The 22,582-nt window shown below is 50.0% G+C and carries 18 protein-coding genes; 14 read left to right on the top strand and 4 right to left on the bottom strand.

Going from position 1 to position 22,582, the window contains the following annotated elements:
• The first annotated feature begins 26 nt into the window (after positions 1-26).
• Complete coding sequence (locus IDAT_RS08845; RefSeq protein ID WP_034732930.1) at positions 27-731, top strand: tRNA1(Val) (adenine(37)-N6)-methyltransferase; 705 nt, start codon at positions 27-29, stop codon at positions 729-731.
• A gap of 1 nt (position 732) precedes the next feature.
• On the opposite strand, the gene IDAT_RS08840 is transcribed toward IDAT_RS08845, so the two are convergent.
• The 3 genes from IDAT_RS08840 to IDAT_RS08830 are packed head-to-tail and all read right to left on the bottom strand — an operon-like array spanning position 733 to position 5,136.
• Positions 733-2,412, bottom strand: a complete 1,680-nt coding sequence (locus IDAT_RS08840) for a dipeptidyl-peptidase 3 family protein (protein WP_034732928.1) — start codon at positions 2,410-2,412, stop codon at positions 733-735.
• 36 nt (positions 2,413-2,448) lie between these two features.
• Positions 2,449-3,357, bottom strand: a complete 909-nt coding sequence (gene rdgC / locus IDAT_RS08835) for a recombination-associated protein RdgC (RefSeq protein WP_034732926.1) — start codon at positions 3,355-3,357, stop codon at positions 2,449-2,451.
• 36 nt (positions 3,358-3,393) lie between these two features.
• Positions 3,394-5,136: a sensor histidine kinase gene (locus IDAT_RS08830; RefSeq protein WP_034732923.1), complete on the bottom strand. Its 1,743-nt coding sequence runs from the start codon at positions 5,134-5,136 to the stop codon at positions 3,394-3,396.
• 171 nt (positions 5,137-5,307) lie between these two features.
• Here IDAT_RS08830 and IDAT_RS08825 point away from each other — a divergent pair, with 171 nt between their 5' ends.
• The 11 genes from IDAT_RS08825 to IDAT_RS08775 all read left to right on the top strand — a co-directional run bounded on the left by IDAT_RS08825 (position 5,308) and on the right by IDAT_RS08775 (position 18,105).
• Entirely contained in the window at positions 5,308-6,780 is a 1,473-nt protein-coding gene (locus IDAT_RS08825; RefSeq protein ID WP_034732921.1) for a hypothetical protein, read from the top strand.
• 69 nt (positions 6,781-6,849) lie between these two features.
• Positions 6,850-9,483: a TonB-dependent receptor domain-containing protein gene (locus IDAT_RS08820; protein WP_034732919.1), complete on the top strand. Its 2,634-nt coding sequence runs from the start codon at positions 6,850-6,852 to the stop codon at positions 9,481-9,483.
• A 210-nt stretch (positions 9,484-9,693) separates the two neighbouring features.
• Positions 9,694-10,971, top strand: coding sequence for a mechanosensitive ion channel family protein (locus IDAT_RS08815; protein WP_156099508.1), 1,278 nt, complete (start codon positions 9,694-9,696; stop codon positions 10,969-10,971).
• A gap of 88 nt (positions 10,972-11,059) precedes the next feature.
• A complete protein-coding gene (locus tag IDAT_RS08810; protein WP_034732917.1) occupies positions 11,060-11,836 on the top strand; it encodes a DUF3450 domain-containing protein in 777 nt (258 codons plus the stop codon).
• Between the two features lie 2 nt (positions 11,837-11,838).
• Complete coding sequence (locus tag IDAT_RS08805) at positions 11,839-13,194, top strand: MotA/TolQ/ExbB proton channel family protein (RefSeq protein WP_034732915.1); 1,356 nt, start codon at positions 11,839-11,841, stop codon at positions 13,192-13,194.
• A 3-nt stretch (positions 13,195-13,197) separates the two neighbouring features.
• A complete protein-coding gene (locus tag IDAT_RS08800) occupies positions 13,198-13,725 on the top strand; it encodes a MotA/TolQ/ExbB proton channel family protein (protein WP_034732906.1) in 528 nt (175 codons plus the stop codon).
• A 16-nt stretch (positions 13,726-13,741) separates the two neighbouring features.
• Entirely contained in the window at positions 13,742-14,149 is a 408-nt protein-coding gene (locus IDAT_RS08795) for an ExbD/TolR family protein (protein ID WP_034732903.1), read from the top strand.
• 5 nt (positions 14,150-14,154) lie between these two features.
• Entirely contained in the window at positions 14,155-14,760 is a 606-nt protein-coding gene (locus tag IDAT_RS08790; RefSeq protein WP_034732902.1) for an energy transducer TonB, read from the top strand.
• A 7-nt stretch (positions 14,761-14,767) separates the two neighbouring features.
• Positions 14,768-16,033 (top strand): tetratricopeptide repeat protein, encoded by a 1,266-nt coding sequence (locus tag IDAT_RS08785; protein WP_156099507.1) that lies wholly within the window; start codon positions 14,768-14,770, stop codon positions 16,031-16,033.
• A 139-nt stretch (positions 16,034-16,172) separates the two neighbouring features.
• Positions 16,173-17,108 carry a porin gene (locus tag IDAT_RS08780; RefSeq protein ID WP_034732900.1) on the top strand — a complete coding sequence of 312 codons (936 nt, stop codon included), beginning with the start codon at positions 16,173-16,175 and terminating at the stop codon, positions 17,106-17,108.
• Between the two features lie 67 nt (positions 17,109-17,175).
• Complete coding sequence (locus tag IDAT_RS08775; RefSeq protein ID WP_034732897.1) at positions 17,176-18,105, top strand: AEC family transporter; 930 nt, start codon at positions 17,176-17,178, stop codon at positions 18,103-18,105.
• On the opposite strand, the gene xseA is transcribed toward IDAT_RS08775, so the two are convergent.
• Positions 18,102-19,430 (bottom strand): exodeoxyribonuclease VII large subunit, encoded by a 1,329-nt coding sequence (xseA, locus tag IDAT_RS08770; RefSeq protein ID WP_034732895.1) that lies wholly within the window; start codon positions 19,428-19,430, stop codon positions 18,102-18,104. The two genes, IDAT_RS08775 and xseA, sit on opposite strands and share 4 nt — an antisense overlap.
• Before the next feature lie 98 nt (positions 19,431-19,528).
• Here xseA and guaB point away from each other — a divergent pair, with 98 nt between their 5' ends.
• Positions 19,529-20,998, top strand: coding sequence for an IMP dehydrogenase (gene guaB, locus IDAT_RS08765; RefSeq protein ID WP_034732893.1), 1,470 nt, complete (start codon positions 19,529-19,531; stop codon positions 20,996-20,998).
• A gap of 6 nt (positions 20,999-21,004) precedes the next feature.
• Positions 21,005-22,579 (top strand): glutamine-hydrolyzing GMP synthase, encoded by a 1,575-nt coding sequence (guaA, locus tag IDAT_RS08760; RefSeq protein WP_034732891.1) that lies wholly within the window; start codon positions 21,005-21,007, stop codon positions 22,577-22,579.
• The last annotated feature ends 3 nt before the right edge of the window (positions 22,580-22,582 follow it).

The raw sequence follows: 22,582 nt of genomic DNA, 5'->3' as shown, positions 1-22,582 counted from the left end.
AAGTTGGTGCCAGAGTCGGGGTCGCTATGGGCTTTCAATGCCGTCAATTTTATATCAAAGATGACCAATGTGCGATGAAAGTCAGCACCGACAGCCTTATTTTGGGGAGTTATGTGCCGGTTACAGGGGTTTCGCATGTGCTCGATTTGGGTACTGGCAGTGGATTATTGGCGTTAATGTTAGCTCAGCGCGCGCCGGCGACACAGGTGACGGCACTTGAACTCGAGCCAGCGGCGGTGCTGCAAGCGCAACAGAATGTCGCGGCAAGCCCATGGCCCCACCGAATTCAAGTGCGTCAAGCGGATGTGCAAGATTGGCGTGAAGCTACGCAGTTTGAGCTAGTGGTATGCAATCCACCTTATTTTAATCAGCAGTTGCCAAGCGCCTCAGCCACACGTGAGTTGGCTCGCCAAGGTACCACTGAGTTACTGGAATGGGCGCATTGCGCGGCGGCACATCTAAGCGCTGGTGGGCGCTTTTATTGGATTTTGCCGCTAAGCGTCAGCCAACGTATAGCAACGCAAATGGCGGCCAATGGCTGGTATTTGGTGGATAGCCTGGCGATTAAAACGACCGCTCGTAAACCGGTTAAGTTGATGGTGCAAGGGTGGCAGCGTGAACCCGCACAACAGGTGAACACTGAGCAATTGACCGTGCACGAGGGCGCTGGATATAGCACCGCGTTTCGGCGCTTAACCGGCGAGTTTTACCTCGCCGGTCAAAGTACCTGACTTACAAACCAAGCACATCCTTGCCTTGGTTAAAAGTGATATCGACTGGAATCGCTGCGTCAGAAAGGCGGTCGAGATCAGCTTGCAAAGTTGGGCTGACATTGCCCATGGTTTCAAATAGCTCGCCCACACCAGCATAATCACCATCGCCTTGAAGCGTCAGAATTTTCTCTGACAAACTTGCCATAGCGCTACGCATGGCGGCCATGTCGACTGCATACTGGCCATTTTCATTGCGAGTAAAGGCACCCGCATCGGCGAAGTAGTTGAAGCGAATCATGTTGGCTTTGCCGTGCGCACTGGAGGCGCCAAACCGCACCGAACGGAAGATACCTGCCAAAAAGGTGGTGTAATAATCTTCCAATACGCCCTCGGTGATCACGCCTTTCTCTAATAACTGGGTGACCATATACAGGCCTAAAATGTCCGCTTTGCCTTCTTCTAGCGGTGACGCGTGCTCTTTTAAGGCTTCGCGCACGGTACCGCTGCCATCGATGGTGTTTTTGATACCTAAACCATGCGCAACTTCGTGGAACATGGTGTTAGCAAAGAAGGCATCAAAGGTAATATGCTCGCGTTGCTCAGGCACAATCAGCTCATCGGCAATCGGTAGCAAGATCTCATCGAATTTCGCGCGCATTGCATTCTTCAATTGCAGACGGCGTGTGCCTTTTTCGAGTTGTACTTGCTCATCGTTCGGTAGGTTAATCGCAATGGTTTTACTACCGGCATTGGAATGCCCTGCGTAATACACCACATCGTAAGCATTTAGCTGTGCTCCAGAGCCTGGCATTTCGGTTTTGTACTCGGTGGCAACCGGTAGCTCACGTTGTAATTCAGGCAAGTATTCGGCGTATTTTTCGAGCCGCTGACTCCAGGCTAAATCTTTGATCAACACATAAGATTCGAAACCGGCACGATAGCCATACAACTGGTCCTCGTAAGTTTCGATAGGGCCCATAACGATATCGACCGCGTTGTCGGTCATATCCATCCAAGCGAAATCCGAAGCTTGATACTCGTTGCTCTCGAACGCATCGGCACGCAGTCGCAAATAATTGGCAAAGCTTTCGCTTTCAGCGAAATCTGCCGCTTTACGCAGCAGTTCCGCAGCTGCGGTAAGTTGCTCTGCGTAAGCTTCATTGTAGGGGACTGCGTAGAGTTCCCCTGCGTCGTTGCGGCGTACCAAAGTATATAAATCGATCTTACCGGCGAACTCCGCTTGCTCAAATTCAGCTTTGCTCATATCTGCTGGGTAATAGTTAGCACCAGCAGGTTTCTCGCCAAAGCCGGTCAGGAAAGCTTGGTTGTTGTTTAAGCGGTCCCATGGACCATAATTAATTTCGATGAACTGCCTTACTTGTGGGTCATCGACGCTGTTCAATAGAGCTTCGCGGTCACCAGCATAGGCTTGCTGCCAAAATAAATCATCCATAATAGTGGACGCGTCAATCAGCAAACGAATCATTTGTAACTGATCTTCCGAGAGCTGGCTCAAATCAGCGGTCAGGTCTACGCTCTGATAAATATCTAAGCGCCCTTGCGCGGATTCAAGTAATTGGTGCGCGGGCGCCGTTGTTTCCGTTGTGGGGAGCGATTCAGCTTGGTTTTGCGCTGGTTGCCCGCAGGCGGTCAGGGTGAGTACCGCTAGTGCGGCACTACCGAGATAAAAAGTTTTCATAGCTGCCTCCAAATAGAATGTGCGCTTGATCTGCGGCTACTCTACGTTTAATTCTGCATCAAATAAATTCACGAGCTGCGGAAACAACGCACTGATTTCACCTGCTAACAATGCAAAGTCGGCGTCGATTTTTTGTTCTGGCGTAGCGTCAACCAGTTTGTCTTGTTCGTCAAGCAATACATCCGTCGGTTTGAAGCGCTTAATCGCCATATCTTCTTCAATCATCATAGTGATGCGCTCTTGCCATTCAAGGGCAAGTTTGGTGACCTGCTTACCATGATCGAGGTGCGCTAGAATTTCTGGGCTGGTCAGCTCGTGACGTTTACAACGAATCACGCCACCATCTTCATCTGTGCCGCGCAATTCTGCTTCATCCCCAAAGGCAAAATCACCGGGAATGGAACCTTGTTTGAGCCAAGCGGTGAAGTACAGTTCAGTAGGTTGCTCGCTAAACCAAGGTTTAACCGGCAAAGAACCCAAACTGCTGCGCAGCAAACCAAGAAAATCCTCGGCTTGACCAGTCGCTGAAGCGTCGACAACAACGATACCAAGCTGCAAATCGAGCATTCCCCAAGTCATTTTGAAACGGGTAAATGCCTGAGGAAGTAGTTGATGAATCAAGTCTTCTTTCATGGTTTGTTTCTCTTTACCAACCACTTTGCGACCTTGTTCCGCTTCGAGTGCTTCAATTTGTTCTTCTAGTTGCGCATTCACGACACTCGCCGGCAACACTTTTTCTTCTTTACGCGCACAGAACAGGTATTGTTTACCGTTTTGGTGGTAGCGGACTTCGCTGCGTGCGCCAAACGGCGAATACCAGCCAAAGCTCGCTAATTCACTGCGACCACAAGGACGAAAAGCATGCTCTTCGAGTGCTGTTGCTAAATCGGCGTTAAGAGTAAAGTCATCAGCGAGAGTGTAAATACGCAAATTGCGAAACCACATAAAAAACAATCCTTGATTTTAGTTTTGCCAGTGACCTTAACGGTCACTGAATTGGACGGGAAGTTCAATCGTATAAGAAAGCCCAGCACCGGGGGCTGATTTCACGGAAATTTTACCACCAAAGGTTTGCACCACAAGGTTACGCACAATGTGGGTACCTAAACCACTGCCGCCGCGTTCACGGCGGGTGGTGTAAAAAGGTTCAAATAGGTGTTCGAGTTGCTCTTCATTCAAACCTTTGCCGTTGTCGCTGCAGCGCAAGATGAGTCGATCGCCAGCACGCTCGGCACGAATTTTTATTAAGCCTTGTTGCGTATCGTCAAATGCATGGAGGAGCGAATTTAACACAATATTTGAAATGATTTGCGCTAATGCTCCGGCGTTGCAGCGCACGGTGAGCGGCTCAACAATATCGAGTTCTACCTTATGTGGGGTTGCCTTAAACTTCGGTCGTAAGGTAGTGAGTAAACTGCTTAAATAGCTTTGTAATTCAATCTCACGAACCGCGTCGGAGGTCTGGTCGACGGCCACCTGCTTGAAGCCCCCTAGTAACTCAGATGCGCGGTCGAGATTACTTTCAGCTAAGTGCACGCTTTCTAAGCTCGCCGTCAATAATTCCTCTAATTGAGCTGAAGTCAGTTCGCGATTTGCCAGTGCTTGTTGAATCGACTCGAGTTTCTCGCGCGCAACGCTGGTTGCCGTAATACCGATACCAATCGGCGTGCTAACGTCATGGGTAATGCCCGGCACTAAGCGGCCGAGTGACGCGAGGCGCTCGGATTCAATGAGTTGATCTTGCACGCGCTCAAAGGCAGTGACAGAGTTTTGTAATTCCTCGTTGGTTTCGCGCAGGTCTTCTTCGATGAGTTTGCGCTGCCGGATCTCTTTAACTAATTTGTCTTGGCGTCGCTCTAACTCGTTCTTTTGTCCTTCAAGGTCAGTTAGTACTTGGCTAAGACTAGATGTTTTGCGGGCTACCTCTTGTTCGAGCATGGCATTTTGCTCGTCTAATTGCCGATTCGCTTGCAACAACTGTTGTTCAGTGCGCTTCAAATCGATTTGATAATCTTCAATGTTATCTAGCAACTGATTGTACGCTTGCTCTAGCATGGTGAATTCAGCGTGGCGGTTATCCTTGAGGTTAATCCGCGAATGGGTTAAATCATCAAGGCGGAAATTACGTATTTGTTGGGTCAGCATACTCATCGGCCGGTTCAACATGCGGTTGAAAGCCAAAGTGAACAATACGATCAGAAAAGTACTTTTGACGATGGCGTTGCCGAAGATAAAGTACAAGCTGAACTTTATGCGATCTAGGGCGATGTCACGAGTGGAATAGAGGGTTACATCGCCAACGCGATTCGATTCACCAGCAAATTCAAAAATAATCGATGCATAATAACCAAATAAGCCGTTGTATTCTTCGATGACGAGGTCTTCAACGTCTCGGGTGATATTCAGCGAGTTGAGACTCTCGGTTAGGCCAAGTTTAACCACAATTTCGCCGTTTTCATCGCGAATAATGATACCAGCGATGGCTGGAATGTTGATCAGACCCTCGGCAATCAGCTCAATTTGCTCATCGTTATATTCCCACAATGAACGCGCTAACGAGTTGCTAAAGGTACTCTGCTGATTCTGCAATTCTTCGACCAGTTGGCTCTTCGTATCAAAGTACTCACCCATTAATTGCACACAAGTAACCATCAGTGTAAGGACAAAATACACTGACAAAACGTTGGTCAATAGTGACTTGGAAATACTGGTGGTACCGGCCATCTAGCTTCTCATTTTTATCTTGTGGTCAGTGTATCCCATTTAATATTGAGCGCAATAGCTAGCTCTGAATGCTGTCATGAAGGGTTCATATTGGTGTCACCGCGCTGTCACATAGCGACTTTAAAGTGCCCCTCGAAAATTAAATTTCATCGTCATCCTACGGAGACTCTCATGAATCGCACTAAAGCTTTTGCCTTGTCTGCTCTTACCGCATCTATGTTCTTAGCTGGTTGTGGTGGCGACATCAACTTGACCCCAACTTCAATCGATAACTCAAATACTACCAACAACGGTGGCGGTACCACTGACACCAACAACTGTGCTTCGTACGAAGTGTCAGGTACCCAAGTTCGTGGTGAGAAAATTGGCGCAGATTGCGTGTACCCACGCAGCTTCTCAACTCCAGAAAGCCCAGTGACTACTGATATCCGTTTGGTTGAATTGCCAGGCGGCGCGCACATTTTCCCGAACGGTTTGTACATTGGTGAAAACGTTGAAGCAACAGCAAGTGTGAATCGTGATGGCCCAACCTTAACTATCGATGCGGGCGCTACTGTCGCATTTGAAGACGGCGATGCCTTTGTTCGTATCGCTCGTGGTGCCGACATCGTGGCTGACGGTAACCGCAACGCGCCGATCACCTTCACTTCAGTGCAAGAGCTTGATGGCTTGGTAACTAACCCTAACGCTCGTGGCTTGTGGGGCGGTGTGGTGATCAACGGTTTCGGTATCTCGAACAAATGTGACCAAAACGACTTGGCCAACTGCGTACTGCAAGGTGAAGGCGGCGCTGGCTTCTACGGCGGAGACGACAACGCAGACAACTCTGGTGTAATGCGTTACGTACTGGTTAAGTATGCTGGTTACGAAGTCTCATTGGATAACGAGCTGAACGGTATTACCTTCAACGCGGTAGGTTCTGGTACTACACTTGAATACATCCAAGTACACAATAACTTGGACGACGGTATCGAGTTCTTCGGTGGCGCAGCTAACGTGAAAAACGTGGTGTTGACCGGTAACGACGATGACTCGTTGGACTGGGCTGATGGCTGGCAAGGTAAAATCCAGTATATCTTGGTCAAACACGCAGACGACCGTGCTAACCGTGCTATCGAAGCCGATGGTAACAGCGGTAACAACGATGCAACGCCATACTCAAACCCAATTATTGCAAACTTCACTTCAATCGGTTCTTTGACTGCGACTGACGGTTCAGATGAGTCTGAAGGTGTGTTGGTACGTGAAGGTACCCACGGTGCAATGTACAACTTCTTGATCACTGAAGCGCGTGGCGAGTGTCTTGAAATCGACAACTCAGCTACCGTTGCAGCAGCGCAAGCAGGTGACTTGACCATCGAAAACTCAGTGATTGCATGTAGCGAAAACTTCGCTGACACCACTACCCAAGACTGGTTCCAAGGCGTAGCTTCTAACGTGACCCTTGATGAAACTGCAGGGGTACTGACTTCTGGTTACGTAACCGCCAGCGAAATCACTGACGGTTCTGGCGCGCCAGTAACTGTAACTCCGAAAACTGACCTGAGCAGCATCGACCCATTCTTTGATGACGTAGACTTCATCGGTGCGGTGAGCGAAGACGACGATTGGACCAACGGCTGGACCGTAGGCCTGCGCGACTAAGCAAGGATTAGGGGCACATGGATGTGCAACTTTCCCCGTAATTCTCATGTCACGCACTCGGAGTTTCCTATGAAAAAGCAGGCTGTATTAAATCAAAGTAAGCTAGGCCTTGCGATTGCGCTCGCGTTGTCTAGTTCAGTTGCTTATGCTCAGCAAGACGAGCAGACCAGCAGCGACACCGCTATCGAAGAAGTGGTTACCACAGGAACACGGTTGCAAGGTTCTGCGGCGGCAGTCGTAGAAGAACGTAAAGCACAAGCTTTCGTTGCTGATATTCTTGGTGCCGAGCAAATCTCGCGCACCGGTGATAGCGATGCGGCAGCGGCGTTGCGTCGTGTTACTGGCTTGACCCTTGTCGATGGTAAATTTATTTATGTGCGCGGTCTTGGTGAGCGTTATTCAAGCACTCAATTAAATGGTGCTTCAGTACCTTCGCCGGACCCGACGCGTAACGTTATTCCACTCGACATGTTCCCAGCGAGCATCATCGAGAGCATGTCGGTGCAAAAGTCTTACTCACCTGACATGCCAGCCAATTTTGGCGGTGGTAACGTTGATATCCGCACCGTTTCAATCCCTTCTGAAGAAGTGTTCGATGTGTCGATAGGCACTGGCTACAACACCAATTTTTCAGATGACGGCTTGAGTTACTCTGGTGGTGGCGATGACTGGATGGGTGAAGACGATGGCACGCGTGCCTTGTCAGCAGAAATGCTGGAAGCCTTGGCCCGTTACCAGGAGTCTATCAACACCGCTAACATTGCTACTTATGAAGGTATTTCATTTGCCGATGCGGCAGTGATTAACCGTAACTTAGCGGCATCACTGAATACCCAAAACGAAGTTTACAGCAAGTCTATGAGTCCAGATATCAAAGGCTCACTGACCTACGGTAACAACTACGACTTGGGTAGCGACATCACTTTCGGCTTCTTGGCGGGTATCGATTACGACACCAGCTGGTCAAATACTGAAGAAACTGAAGAAGTACTGGGTATCGCTAATGGCGAAGCGGTGGTGAATCAACGCAGTGAAACGCGCGTAACCCAACAAGATGTCGAAGTCAGCGGCTTGTTGAACTTTGGTATTCAAGTGGGTGACTATCACAAGGTTGAAACCTCGACCATCTTCTTGCGTAACACCGCTGATCGCGTTGAGCAAGGCGGTATTGAGACACCCAACTCAATCGACGAAGACAACCTAAGCTACTACGATACGGATATTCGCTACGAACAACGCGAATTATTGACCAATCAGATCCGTGGTTCGCATTACTTCCCGCAGTTTTGGGGCTTTGCGTTAGATTGGCAATACGCTGATTCGCGCGCGAACCGAGATGCACCAGGTGAAGTCTTTTATCGTCGCATCAACAATCGTGATTTGGGTGAAGGTATTGGCGATTTAGCGTTCCAACAGACGCGTACAGCGACCACTTTGCAATATCAAACGTTGCAAGATGATGCGCAAGATTGGCGTGTAGATGGTGAGTTACCACTTTATTTGGCCGATATGGAGATTTTGGTCAAAGGTGGTGGTCAAGTATCGAAAAAAGCACGCTCATCTTTTTCACGTCGGTTCGCTATCAGTGCTGAACAAGTTGCTAACGAAGACCTCGTCAACGTCGGCTATAACGATCTGTTCAGTGATGCCAACCTGACCAATGGCGAGTTTGGCTTAGCCCTATTTGGTGCGCCTACGGCGACCGACCCAAACTACTTAGCCGCACAGCAAATTGAAGCTGGCTATGGTTTGCTCGACGTCCAGGTGAATCAAGATTGGCGTGTGAGTGGTGGTTTGCGTTGGGAACAGTACACGCAAGTGGCGGCTCAACTTGATATCCGCGACATGACCATGATTGGTGACCCAGCTGAAGCCGGTCGTATGGAAGATGACATCTATGGTTCATTGGCGCTGACTTATCAGCTCAACGACGAAATGCAGTTGCGCTTTGGTTACGGCAGCACAGTGGTGCGTCCAGACTTGCGTGAACTTACCGAAGTTATCTTCGTTGACCCAATCACCAACTTCAAGGTACGCGGTAACAGCGAACTGCAAACGACCGATATCGATAACTTCGACGTGCGTTGGGAATGGTACCTACCGTCTGGTGAAAACTACTCGGTCGCAGCATTCTACAAAGATTTGGCAAACCCAATCGAAGCAGTAGAAGCAAAAGGTACCGACTCCGACCGAGTGATTACCTTCCTGAATGGTCAAGCCGGTGAAGTTTACGGGATCGAATTTGAGTTCCTGAAAGACCTAACCAGCATCACCGACGGTTTATTCTTAACTGGTAACGTGACCTTGTCGGATTCAGAGATTAGCATCGCCAACACCGGTAACGTCGAGTTGACCAACAACACCCGCCGCATGACGGGTCACTCTGAGTATGTCGCTAACTTGCAGTTAGGTTACGACTCACTCAATGGTGAACACAGTGCATCGTTGATTTACAACGTAGCAGGTGAGCGCATCGCTTTCGCTGGGGTAAAGCAGGGTGAAGTCGGTATCGATGATGCCTTCGAACAACCGTTCCACAGCCTTGACGCGGTTTACACTTACTATCCAGACTTCAATTCAAAGCTGAAGTTTAAAGTGCAAAACTTGCTTGGCGATGACGTTGAAATCGAGCAAAACGGTCGTACCATCCAAAGCCGTAATGTCGGCACTGCGATTAGTTTGGAATACAGCTACTCGTTCTGATGGCACGGTTGATTTCATCTACAAAGGGAGCTTCGGCTCCCTTTTTTCGTTACTCGTTGTTCGTTATTCGTTAGGGTGAGGAAAATACGAGTGACTTAAAGATAGGTAAATTTGGCTAATAATCGTATAGAAAAGACGATCCCCATGGTTTACTCTTTAACGAATCACGAATCACGAATCACGAATCACGAATAACGAATAACGGATCTTATGCAGCAGGAACTGAAAGACAAACTTGATACCGCTGAAAAGTGGCTGATTGAACATCCCGACATGGACACCTTGACCAAGCTTGGCCTATTACTGGTCGGGGCTTGGGTGGCCAACTTCGTAGTGAAGAAGATTCTGCTGCGTGGCTTGTTACGGATTTTAACCTATACCCCAGCCGGTAAAGACCGCCAGGCCATTGAGCGGAATATTGTGGCACGACTTGCCAACGTGGTGCCGGCGCTGGTGATTGCCTTTGGTATTAGCTCAGTGCCGAATCTGGTCGAAGAAATCACCATTGTTGTGACTAATGTTTGCTACGCCTTTATCGTTATCACCATTGCCCGTGCGATCAGTGGCACTTTAACTATCGTTAATATGCTTTATGAGCGTCAGCCCGACGCGCACGAGCGGCCCATTAAGGGTTATATCCAAGTCACCAAAATCGTGATTTACGCGGTGGCCACCATTTTGATGATCGCCGTTTTGATTGATAAATCGCCGGTCATTTTGCTCTCGGGTTTGGGTGCCATGGCCGCGGTGCTGATGTTGGTATTCCAAGATACGTTGCTGAGTTTAGTGGCGAGCGTGCAAATCACCTCGAATGATATTATTCGCGTTGGGGATTGGGTCGAAATGCCCAACTTGAATGCCGACGGTGACGTTATCGATATCGCCCTGCACCAAGTGAAAGTGCAGAACTGGGATAAGACCATCACATTTATCCCAACGCGGCGGTTTATTTCAGACCCGTTTAAAAACTGGCGTGGTATGCAAGAGTCCGGGGGACGACGGATTAAGCGCAGCGTGTTGCTCGATCAGCAGAGTTTGCATTTCCTCACCGAAGACGAACTGAGTTCGCTGAAGCGTTTTCGTTTATTGCGCGATTATCTTAAGACGAAGCAGCAAGAAATCGATGACTGGAATCAACAGCTCAAGGATGAAGGTAAAGAGCCCGTCAATACGCGACGCATTACCAACATTGGTACTTTCCGAGCCTACGTGCTGCAGTATTTAAAGAACCACCCGAATGTCCACCAAGAAATGACACTCATGGTACGGCAGTTGAATCCTACTGCCGACGGCTTGCCCCTTGAGGTGTATTGTTTTACCAACACCACGGCGTGGACTGAGTACGAGGGGATACAGTCAGATATTTTTGACCATCTACTTTCGATTTTACCTGAGTTCGGTTTGCGCGTGTTCCAGCATCCTAGCGGTATTGATATGCGTGAAATGACACGAAACTTCAATGAAAGTAACAAAAAAAGTTCATCTTGAAATATAACTGACATAAAGCAGTCACTAAGCTGTCACAGAAGTGACGTATCTTGCACACCATCATTCATTACGTGTGCAAGGTACTTCCATGAAAGCATGTTTTGCCCGCACCATGGTACTTGCTGCATTGTTAGCAAGCACCAGTGCTCTCGCCCAAGAGCAGGCACTTGAGCCTGTTGTCGACGCGGCAACAGAAATCAACCAAGCGGCCCGCTCATCACAACTTACCGTCGACAAAATTGCTGACACCACGCAAGAACGGATGCAGCAATACAAGCAAATCAACCGTCAAATTTCTGGCCTTGAAGTCTATGTGCAGCAATTGCAGCGACAGATCGACTTTCAAGAGCAAGAGCAGCTTGATTTGAATGCGTCGATTGACGAAGTGAGTGTGGTGGAACGCCAAATCACTCCTTTGATGCTACGCATGATTGAGAGTCTTGAGACCTTTGTTGAGCTAGATGTTCCGTTCTTAGCCGATGAGCGCGCTAATCGTATTGCCGGATTACAAGACTTGATGGATCGCGCTGACGTTGATGTGTCTGAGAAGTTTCGTCGGGTAATGGAAGCCTACCAAATTGAAGCTGATTATGGTCGCACCATCGAAGCCTACAACGGTGAAATGGACGTCAACGGTCAAGCGCAAGAAGTCGAATTCCTGCGTGTTGGGCGCACGGTATTTATCTACAAAACACGTAATGGTGAACACCTCGCGGTATGGAACCAACAAGCGCGTGAATGGCAAGAGCTCGACGCAAGTTACGCAAGTGACGTGCAAGAAGCATTGCGCATCGCACGCAAACAGCTGGCACCAGATTTGTTGATGTTGCCAATTTTCACTGACGGCGCGCAGGCAGGAGAATAATCATGTTGAAACTCAAGCATCTTATTGCAGCTGTGGGTCTCGTTTTTGCAATGCCGCTAGCGGCGCAAGAACCAGTGAACTTGGATGAGTTACTACAGCAATTGAAAGACGGCAAATTTGCCCAAACCCAAGATAACCAAGCCCGTGAAGCACGCTTTCAAGCGCAAGCAGCCGAGCAAGCGCAAATCTTACGCGAGGCTATCGCCCAGCGCGATCGCCTTGAGCAACTGAGTGCTGAGCTAGAGAGTCAGTTTGAAACCAATGAACGTGACTTAGCCGCGCTTGAAGATGCGCTAACGCAGCGTATGGGCTCATTAAAAGAGTTATTCGGTGTGTTACAGCAGGTGGCTGGTGATACAGCAAGTACCTTGCAGAACTCTTATGTGTCGGTGGAGTTTCCAGGACGCAGCGATGCGTTAAGTGACTTAGCACAGAAAATGGGCTCGAGCTCGAAGCTTGCCAGCATCGAAGAAATCGAGTCAGTGTGGTTCGCGTTACAGCAAGAAATGACTGAGTCGGGCAAGGTCAGCAACTTTGAAACCGAAGTAACGCTAGCCAATGGTGAAAAAGTCACCAAGCCGGTCGTGCGTGTGGGTACCTTTAATATGGTCGCCGACGGTCAATATCTGGAATTGGTACCAGGGACCGATGCAGTCGCTGAATTGATTCGTCAGCCAAGTGGTCGCTTTACGGCAACTGCAGAAGCCCTCGAGCAGGGTGATGAGCAACCGGTCAAATTTGGTCTTGATCCAACCGGTGGTTCGATTCTTGGCTTGTTGGTCCAAGCACCAAATCTGAAAGAGCGTATCGACCAAGGTGACACCGTAGGTTACATCATTATCGCCCTTGGCATCATTGGTTTGCTCATTGCGCTTGAGCGTTTCGTTACCCTTACCCTGATGGGTGGCAAAGTGAAGCGCCAGTTGAAACAGAGCGAAGCGAAGCAGGATAACCCTCTGGGTCGGGTGATGGCGGTACAGGATAAATATCCGCAAGTTGACACCGAAACCCTTGAGTTGAAATTAAGTGAGGCGATTTTACGCGAGGTGCCGAAAATCACCCGCAACCTCACCTTCATCAAGATCATTTCTGTGGTCGCGCCATTGCTCGGTCTACTCGGTACCGTAACGGGTATGATCAATACCTTCCAGGCCATTACCTTGTTCGGTACGGGCGACCCGAAACTGATGGCGGGTGGTATTTCGCAAGCGTTGGTGACAACTGTGCTGGGTCTGGTCGTGGCAATTCCGATGACACTATTGTTCGCAACCTTGAACACGCGCAGTAAGAACATCGTCCACGTGTTGCAAGAGCAGGCATCGGGCATTATTGCGGAGCGCTCTGAGCGGGGGCACTAAGCCATGCTGTTCATCATCGATTTTTTAAATGCAATTCGAGATTTTGTCGAAACCGGTGGCCAAGTTCTGCTGGCCATCGGGATCCTCATCTTCGTTATGTGGTTGATGATTCTAGAACGCATTTTTTACTACAGCCGCGGCCATCAGCAAGTAAAGAAGGCCGCGCTGGCCGACTGGCAAGCTCGCGCAGATAAATCATCTTGGCGCGCAGAGCAAATTCGCCAGGCCATGATCTCGCGCGTGTCGATTGCGCTCGGTGGCAGGTTACCGATTCTACAAGCAATGGTGGCTTTGTGTCCGTTGCTAGGTTTGATGGGCACCGTAACCGGGATGATTGAAGTTTTCGATGTAATGGCCATTTCGGGTACCGGTAATGCACGCTCGATGGCAGCCGGCGTCTCGAAAGCGACTATTCCAACCATGGCCGGCATGGTCGGCGCGCTCAGTGGCGTATTTGCCACTACTTGGTTGCAACGCACGGCAAAACGCGAACGCATGAAGCTCGAAGACCGCATGCTACTTGAGCACTAATTGAGGGTTGTCTGGTATGAAACAACATTTTGCAAATTTGATTGACGAAGAAGAAGCGCAAATCGACATGACACCCATGCTCGACGTGGTTTTTATCATGCTGATCTTCTTTATTGTGACAGCTACCTTCGTCAAAGAAGCTGGGATTGATGTGAACCGTCCTGATGCTGCGACTGCGGTACAAAAAGACCGAGTCAGTATTTTGGTGGCGATCAGTGATACCGGCGAAATCTGGATCAACAAGCGTCAAGTTGACGTGCGTGCGGTGCAAGCCAACATCGAACGTTTGTACGCCGAGAACCCACAAGGTTCAGTGGTGATTCAAGCCGATAAGCTCGCTACCACCGAAGTTTTGATCAAAGTTATGGATGCAGCACGAGCTGCCGGCGTCTATGACGTTTCCATAGCCGCGCAGGAAGAGTAAACACTATGCGTTTTATTGCAGCATTAGTCGTTGCAGCACTGGTAACCCTAGGTCTGTTTTTTCTAATGCAGTCCTTCATTACCAGTGGCGACGGCGCGATGAGCGAACCGCCCAAGGGTAGCGTGTTGGATTTCGTGCGAGTGAAACCCGAAGAAGTAGTGCAGGAAAAGGAACGCAAACCTGCACGGCCACCGGAACCTCAGGAGCCGCCACCGGATTTACCGCAGCCACAAATGACTAGTAGCGATGCTGAACCTAATGCAGGTGGTTATGATTTTTCTGCACAGGTGCAAGCGGATACGGCATTAGGCGGCGGCTTAAATCTGGATGCGAGTGACGGCGAGTACTTGCCCATTGTAAAAGTGCAGGCTGCTTATCCACGACGAGCACTGCAGCGCGGTATTGAAGGTTACGTGGTAGTGGAATTTACCGTTACCAAGCAAGGTACGGTTCGTAATCCGCGTGTTGTCGAAGCGCAACCAGAGCAGATTTTTGATCAGGCGGCCATGGATGCAGTACTGAAATTTAAGTACAAACCGCGGGTCGTCAATGGCGAGGCGGTTGAAGTCGAAGGGGTGCAGAACCGCATCACTTTCGAAATCGATGGTTAGGAGCAATATGATGCGTAAATTACTTGCTGTTATGAGCATTGCCGTGGTGGCACAAGTGTTTGCTACCCAAGCTTTAGCACAAGAAACGAAACGAGTTCCTGCACTGCGCGAACAGGTCTACAGTCAACTGGCTCGTGCGCAAGAACTCGCCGACAACGGTGACGTCAGTGGTGGCATTGCCGCGCTGAAAACTGTTGAGTCAAAGATCAGTAGCATGAACAGCTATGAACGCGCGATGTTGTGGAACTTCTATGGCTATATGCACTATGGCGAAGACCGCATCGACCAAGCCATCAGCTATTTCGCTAAAGTCGTGCAAGAAGATCCAATTCCAGAAGCATTGAAGCAGAATACCTTGTTTAGCTTGGCGCAATTGTCGCTGGGCCAAGGCGATTATGCGCAAACACTCAGCTACCTTGACCAGTGGCAACAGCTCATGGGCGACGAGCAAGCGACTAAAGCAGATGTGTTGCGTGCCCAAGCCTTGTATCAAAAAGGGGACTTTGCTGCAGCATTAGCACCTATTCAGCGCGCAATTGGCAAAGCTGAAGCAGCGGGTGGCGCGGGCGAAGAAAATTGGTATGTGTTGCAACGAGCGATTCATTTTGAGTTAGAGCAAACCGTGGAAGTGGCAAAAGTGCTTGAAAAAATGATCAAGCATTTCAATAAGCCTGAGTACTGGATTCAGTTGGCCGGGGTTTATGGACAACTCGAGCGCGACCAAGAGCAATTAGCGATGCTGGAAGCTGCTTATCAACAAGGCTTTTTAACCAAAGGCCAAGATTTGCAGACGTTGGTGCAGAGCTATTTCTTTGCCGGTATCCCTTACAAAGCCGGTCAGGTGATGGAGTACGCGTTAAAAGAAGAGAAGCTGCCTGCCGATTTGCGCAACTTAAAAATGCTCGCACAAAGCTGGATCGCCGCACGCGAAACTGAAAAAGCGGTCGATGCCTTAGAGCGCGCAGCCAAGCTGAGTGACGACGGCGAACTCGATGCGCAACGCGCACAGGTGTTGTTGAACGCTGAGCAATATGAAGCAGCTATTATTGCTGCTCAATTAGCTCTCGACAAAGGCAAGCTCGAAAAGCCGGGTACCATGTATCTTGTCATAGGTATGGCTGAACTTGAGCAAGAGAATTATAATCCTGCGTTACAAGCATTTGCTAAAGCGAAAGCTTTTGATGATGCGCGTAAGGCAGCGATGCAGTGGGAGCGCTATGCGACCGCTGAACAACAGCAAGCAGAACGGATTAAACAACTACAGTCGTCATAAAAGCGACATGTAAAAGTCATCTAACTGCAAAAAAAATGACATTTAGTCATTAAACTGTCATAAAGTTGCCATATTATACGCGGCGTCTCATGCACAGCTGTGCATTCCGTGTACGATTTGGCAACTTTAGGTGGCAGCAATGACTAAATTCCTTCTGACTGTATTAGCAACCGGTGTGGCCTTCACCAGCACTGGTGCATTCGCGCAAGACGAAATCACCTTCGACTTTTATGGCCGTGCCGATGTTTCTCTGCAAAGCAGCGATGACGGCGAGGGCAGTGACAGTGAACTGGTCAGCAACGGTTCACGGATCGGGGTCAAAGGTGGAACCCAAATCACCGACGATTTAGAGGTTATCTACCAGCTTGAGTGGGCGGTCGATATCACTGACTTTGACGCCGACAACAACTTCAATGCCCGTGACCAATACGTAGGCTTGCGTGGTAGTTTCGGTGAAATTCGTGTTGGCCGTCATGACACCGTCCTCAAAGATATGTATGCCGACCTCGACCGCTTCAATAACTATGAAGGCGATGTCAAAGTCGTGTTTGAGGGTGAAAACCGTGTCAACAACACGATCATGTACCTCTCTCCAACATTCCATAATTTTAGCTTCGCCGGTAACATCATCCTCAGTGAAGGCGATACCCAAGACGATGGTTACTCGATGGCACTGTATTATGGTGATGACGGTCTTGATGATACCAACTACTACCTCAGTGCCGCGATGGATCGTGACGTCGATGGTTATGATGTAGAGCGTCTTGCCGGTTATGCCAAAGTCAGCGATGCGACCACCGTGGGCCTGATGTGGCATCAACAGGAAGCGGTTGACGGCAGCGCCGAAGCAGACGGTTTCTTGACCAGCGCTAGCCATAAAATCGGTAACTTCGAACTCAAAGCGCAGTATCAAATGATTGATTTTGATACCGGCGAAGACAACGCATGGTCGTTTGGTGTCGATTACCGCTTGGCCAAAAGTACCAAAGTCTATGCGTGGTATACGGGTCGTGATCTAGATACTTTGGCGAACGAGCAACGTTATTTAGGGGTTGGTATCCATCACCGCTTCTAAAGTCTAATTGTCGTAATCACTTTAGACCGAGTAGACTATCGCCATCATTCTCAAATCTTACTGAACGATGGCGAATTTTCTCTATATTGCTGGCTATGTACTGATTGGCTTGTTACTGCGTCGTAGCCCGCAATTTCCGCAAAATACTGGGCAAATCCTCAACGCTTACGTGATTTACGTGGCCTTACCGGCGTTGGTATTGCAGAAGATTCCGTTACTTACGTTCGGCGCTGAATTACTCTATCCAGCGCTGATTCCCTGGATCTTATTGGTGCTCACCGTGCCGTTAGTGCTGAAAATTGCCAAGTGGCGACAGTGGCCGCGGGCGACCACCGGTGCCATGTTAATTGTGATCCCTCTGGGGAACACATCCTTTGTCGGGTTTCCGATGATCGAAGCATTTTTCGGGCCTGAGGGCATTCCTTATGCGCTGCTTTATGACCAGTTGGGCTCGTTTTTCATTTTGTCGATTTACGCCACTATCATTGCCGCGGTGTACAGTCATGAGCCGGGCCAAGCAACGCAGCGTCCTTCGGCCAAAACCATTGCGTGGAAAATTGTTAAGTTTCCGCCGTTTGTGGCACTGGTCGCAGCACTGTTGTTGAAAGGGGTTGAGTATCCGACGGTCGCACAACACTTTATTGATTCGTTAGCGATTACGCTGGTGCCCGTTATCATGGTTGCGGTGGGCTTTCAGCTGAAATTCCGCTTACCGCAACAAGACCGCGGGCCGTTGGTCTGGGCGCTGGCGCTGAAGTTAGGACTTACCCCGCTGATTGCCTTGCTGATCTTGATGTGGTTTGGTCTTGACCAATTGGCGGTACAAGTAACCATTATGGAAGCAGCCATGCCCGCCATGATTTCAGCAGGGGCACTTGCCATCATGGCCGGTCTAGCGCCAACGTTGGCTGCGGCTGTCGTCGGCTATGGTGTGTTGTTGTGTTTTGTCACCTTGCCGTTGTGGTATTACTTATTGCAGTACCTGCAATCGCTTTAGCTATTGTTCTTCGTTGCAGTAAACTCGCCATCAGCGACGCGTACCGAAAAGCGCTCGCCGTCGGCCAGTTGTTGCGGACTACGGATGAGTTCGCCATCGTGCTTGCGCAACACCGCATAGCCACGTGCAATGGTCTGCAAGGGGCTAACGATGTGGAGTTGTTGCACCGCGCCGAGCTGACGCTGCTGCCAGTGTTTGAGCAATTGTTTAATCGCCAATTGCGCACGCCCCTCCAATTGCGACAACCGTTGTTGCAGCGGCTGGATTTGCCGCTGCGGATGCAACGCAACTAAGCGTTGCTGGGTGTAGTCAAAACGCTGTTGTGCCTGCCGTTGGCGTTGCTTTAGTCCGTGGGCGGCACGCGCCATTAACTCATCGAGTCGCTGACTATGTTGTTGTAAGCGGCGTTGCGGATGCTGTTGCTGTAACCGCAATTGCCAATGCTGCAAACTCTGCTGCAGGAAGGCGCGCTGGCGTTGCCAAAATTGCAGCAAGCGATGATCAAGCTGGCGCAACCTTTGCAGCGTTTCGCGTTGGTCACGGCTGACCAATTCAGCGGCTGCTGACGGCGTTGGCGCACGGACATCGGCAACATAATCGGCAATGGTAAAGTCGACTTCGTGGCCAACCGCACTGATTAACGGCAGTGGACAACTGTGCAGGGCATAAGCCAATTGCTCGTCGTTAAAGCACCACAAGTCCTCCAACGAGCCGCCTCCACGAGCAACGATCAGTACGTCGACCTCGTTGCGCGCGCAGGCCCGTTGCAGTGCAAAGAGTAAGTCTTGCACCGCTGCTTGGCCTTGCACAGCACTTGGGTAAATAATCACTTCGAGTTGCGGATCGCGGCGCTTGAGCACGGCCAGAATATCGCGAATCGCGGCGCCAGTGGGCGAGGTGATGACACCCACGCGCCGAATGATCGACGGTAAGCTTTGTTTGTGCTCAGCAGCGAACAAGCCTTCACTTTGCAGCTTGCGCTTGAGCTGTTCGTAGCGCTGTTGCAATAAGCCGGCACCAGCATCTTCCATGTGCTCGACAATAAGCTGGTAATCACCACGCGGTTCGTAGACGGTCAACTTGGCTCGAACCAACACTTGCATGCCACTTTGCGGGCGTAATTTGACCCGTTGATTGGCATTGCGAAACATCGCCGCTTTTATCTGAGCACGCTCATCTTTCAGGGTAAAATACCAATGTCCTGAGCTTGGCGCGGCGAAGTTGGAAATTTCACCAAGTAGCCAAATGGAACCAAAGCCTTGCTCAAGTACTTGACGTACTTCCGCATTTAGTTGGGCAACGGTAAAAATAACGGGTTGATTCATGCTTGCAATCCAGTTGCGCGAGAAAAAATCAGTTTACTGAAAAGCCGTTTACGAGTAAAATCTGCCCGCAACATTAACTCAGCCATTGGGATGTTGCCATGCTAAGAATCGCTCAAGAAGCTCTTACCTTTGATGACGTTTTACTCGTCCCCGGTCATTCGACTGTTTTACCTCACACTGCTGACCTGCGCACGCGCCTGACACGCGGCATCGAACTTAATATTCCGATGGTCTCAGCAGCTATGGATACCGTCACCGAAGCATCCCTCGCCATTGCCTTAGCGCAAGAAGGTGGGCTTGGTTTCGTCCACAAAAACATGACCATTGAAGAACAAGCCGCGCACGTTCGTAAGGTTAAAAAATACGAAAGTGGCATGGTTTCTGATCCTGTTACCGTAACCCCTGATACCTCTCTTGGCGAAATTCGTGCGTTGAGCGTCGAGCATGGCTTTCATGGTTTTCCGGTGGTCGAGCCTAGCGGCGAATTGGTTGGCATCATCACCGGTCGTGATACGCGTGCCGAAAGTGACAACAGCAAACTCGTGCAAAGCATCATGACCCCGAAAGATCGCTTGGTAACGGTCAAAGAAAGTGCCAGCAGCGATGAAATTCTCGAACTGATGCACCAACATCGCATTGAGAAGATCTTGGTAGTTGATGACGCGTTTCATTTGCGCGGCATGATCACCTTAAAAGATTTCACCAAAGCAGAAAACAAGCCGAACGCATGTAAAGACGAACTCGGTCGCTTGCGCGTAGGCGCCGCAGTAGGTGTCGGTCCTGGTACAGAAGATCGCATCGCAGCACTGGTTGAAGCCGGTGTCGACGTGCTGCTCATCGATACCTCACACGGCCATTCGCAAGGCGTGATTGACCGCGTTACAGCAACCCGTAAACAGTATCCAGATTTGCAAATCATTGCTGGCAACGTTGCCACTGGCGCTGGCGCTAAGGCTCTTGCCGATGCAGGCGTTGACGCTGTAAAAGTCGGTATTGGCCCAGGTTCTATTTGTACCACTCGTATCGTTACCGGGTGCGGTGTGCCGCAAATTACCGCGATTAGCGATGCCGTCGATGCCCTCAAAGGCACAGGTATTCCAGTGATTGCCGACGGTGGCATTCGTTTTTCTGGCGACATCGCCAAAGCCATCGCCGCTGGCGCCGACTGCGTGATGGTCGGCAGCATGTTAGCAGGTACCGAAGAAGCGCCGGGTGAAGTTGAGCTCTATCAAGGTCGCTACTACAAATCTTATCGTGGCATGGGTAGCCTAGGCGCGATGAATCAGCGCCATGGGTCCTCCGATCGTTATTTCCAAGCCAGCAACGAGGCCGAAAAATTGGTGCCAGAAGGTATCGAGGGTCGCGTTGCCTATAAAGGACCCATCTCGAACATTATCCATCAGCAGATGGGCGGATTGCGTTCGTCTATGGGATTAACCGGTTGTGCGACCATTAAAGAGATGCGTACCAAACCACAATTTGTCCGCGTGACTTCCGCCGGTATGGGCGAGTCGCACGTGCACGACGTGCAAATCACCAAAGAAGCACCTAACTACCGAATGGGTTAAGCCGACATGCAAGATATTCATGCTCATCGCATTTTGATTTTAGATTTTGGTTCGCAATACACTCAGTTGATTGCGCGACGCATTCGCGAGATTGGCGTTTACTGTGAACTGTGGGCTTGGGATGTCGCTGCCGAGGACATCAAAAATTTTAATCCGAACGGTATTATCTTGTCGGGTGGCCCAGAGTCAGTAACCGAAGACGGTTCACCGCGTGCGCCTGAGTACGTATTTGAAGCTGGAGTGCCGGTTCTTGGTGTGTGCTACGGCATGCAAACCATGGCCGTGCAACTGGGTGGTAAAGTTCAAGGTTCATTGGAGCGTGAGTTCGGTTATGCGCAAGTTGAGCGCACAGAACCTTGCCCACTGTTCCACCACATCGAGGACGCAGTTCACGAGAACGGCAATCCATTGCTTGATGTGTGGATGAGCCACGGTGACAAAGTGATTGAAGCACCGGAAGGCTTCCATATTGTCGCGCAAACGCCAACCTGTCCAATTGCGGCAATGGCCGATGATACGCGTGACTTTTACGGTGTGCAGTTCCATCCAGAAGTGACGCATACGCGCCAAGGGATGCGTATGCTTGAGCACTTCGTGGTCGAAATCTGCGAGTGTGAAACCAATTGGACTGCCGCTCACATTATTAATGACGCGGTTGCACGTATTCGCGAGCAAGTTGGCAACGGCAAAGTTGTGTTAGGTCTGTCGGGTGGCGTAGATAGCTCGGTCACAGCGATGTTGTTGCACCGCGCGATTGGCGATCAATTGACCTGTGTGTTTGTCGACAACGGTTTGTTACGTTGGCAAGAAGCCGAGCAAGTCATGGAAATGTTTGGCGATCACTACGGTCTGAACATTGTTCACGTCGATGCTGAAAATCGCTTTCTCGACGCCTTAGCGGGCGAAAAAGACCCAGAAGCGAAGCGTAAAATTATCGGCCGCGTGTTTATCGAAATTTTCGACGAGCAAGCCACTAGCATCAAAGATGTTTCTTTTTTGGCGCAGGGCACCATTTATCCAGACGTGATCGAGTCTGCTGGCTCGAAAACTGGTAAAGCCCACGTGATCAAGTCACACCACAATGTGGGGGGCCTGCCAAAAGATATGAAGCTGCAGTTGGTTGAGCCGTTGCGCGAATTGTTTAAAGACGAAGTACGCAAAATCGGTTTAGAACTCGGCTTGCCATACGACATGCTCTACCGCCACCCGTTCCCAGGACCGGGCTTAGGCGTGCGCGTTCTGGCCGAAGTGAAAAAAGAGTACTGCGACTTACTACGTCGCGCGGACCACATTTTCATTAGTGAACTGCGCAAAGCAGGGATCTATCACGACGTCAGCCAAGCCTTTGCGGTATTTCTGCCGGTGCGTTCGGTCGGTGTGATGGGCGATGCGCGCAAGTACGACTGGGTCATCGCGTTACGTGCCGTTGAAACTATTGACTTTATGACCGCACGTTGGGCACATTTACCCTATGAATTGCTGGAAAAGGTTTCGAACCGGATCATCAATGAAATTGACGGTATCTCGCGTGTCGTTTACGACATCTCAGGTAAGCCTCCTGCTACGATCGAGTGGGAATAGCTA

Source organism: Pseudidiomarina atlantica (genome assembly GCF_000753735.1).
Classification (GTDB): domain Bacteria; phylum Pseudomonadota; class Gammaproteobacteria; order Enterobacterales; family Alteromonadaceae; genus Pseudidiomarina; species Pseudidiomarina atlantica.
This window is presented reverse-complemented; position numbering and strand designations above follow the sequence as displayed.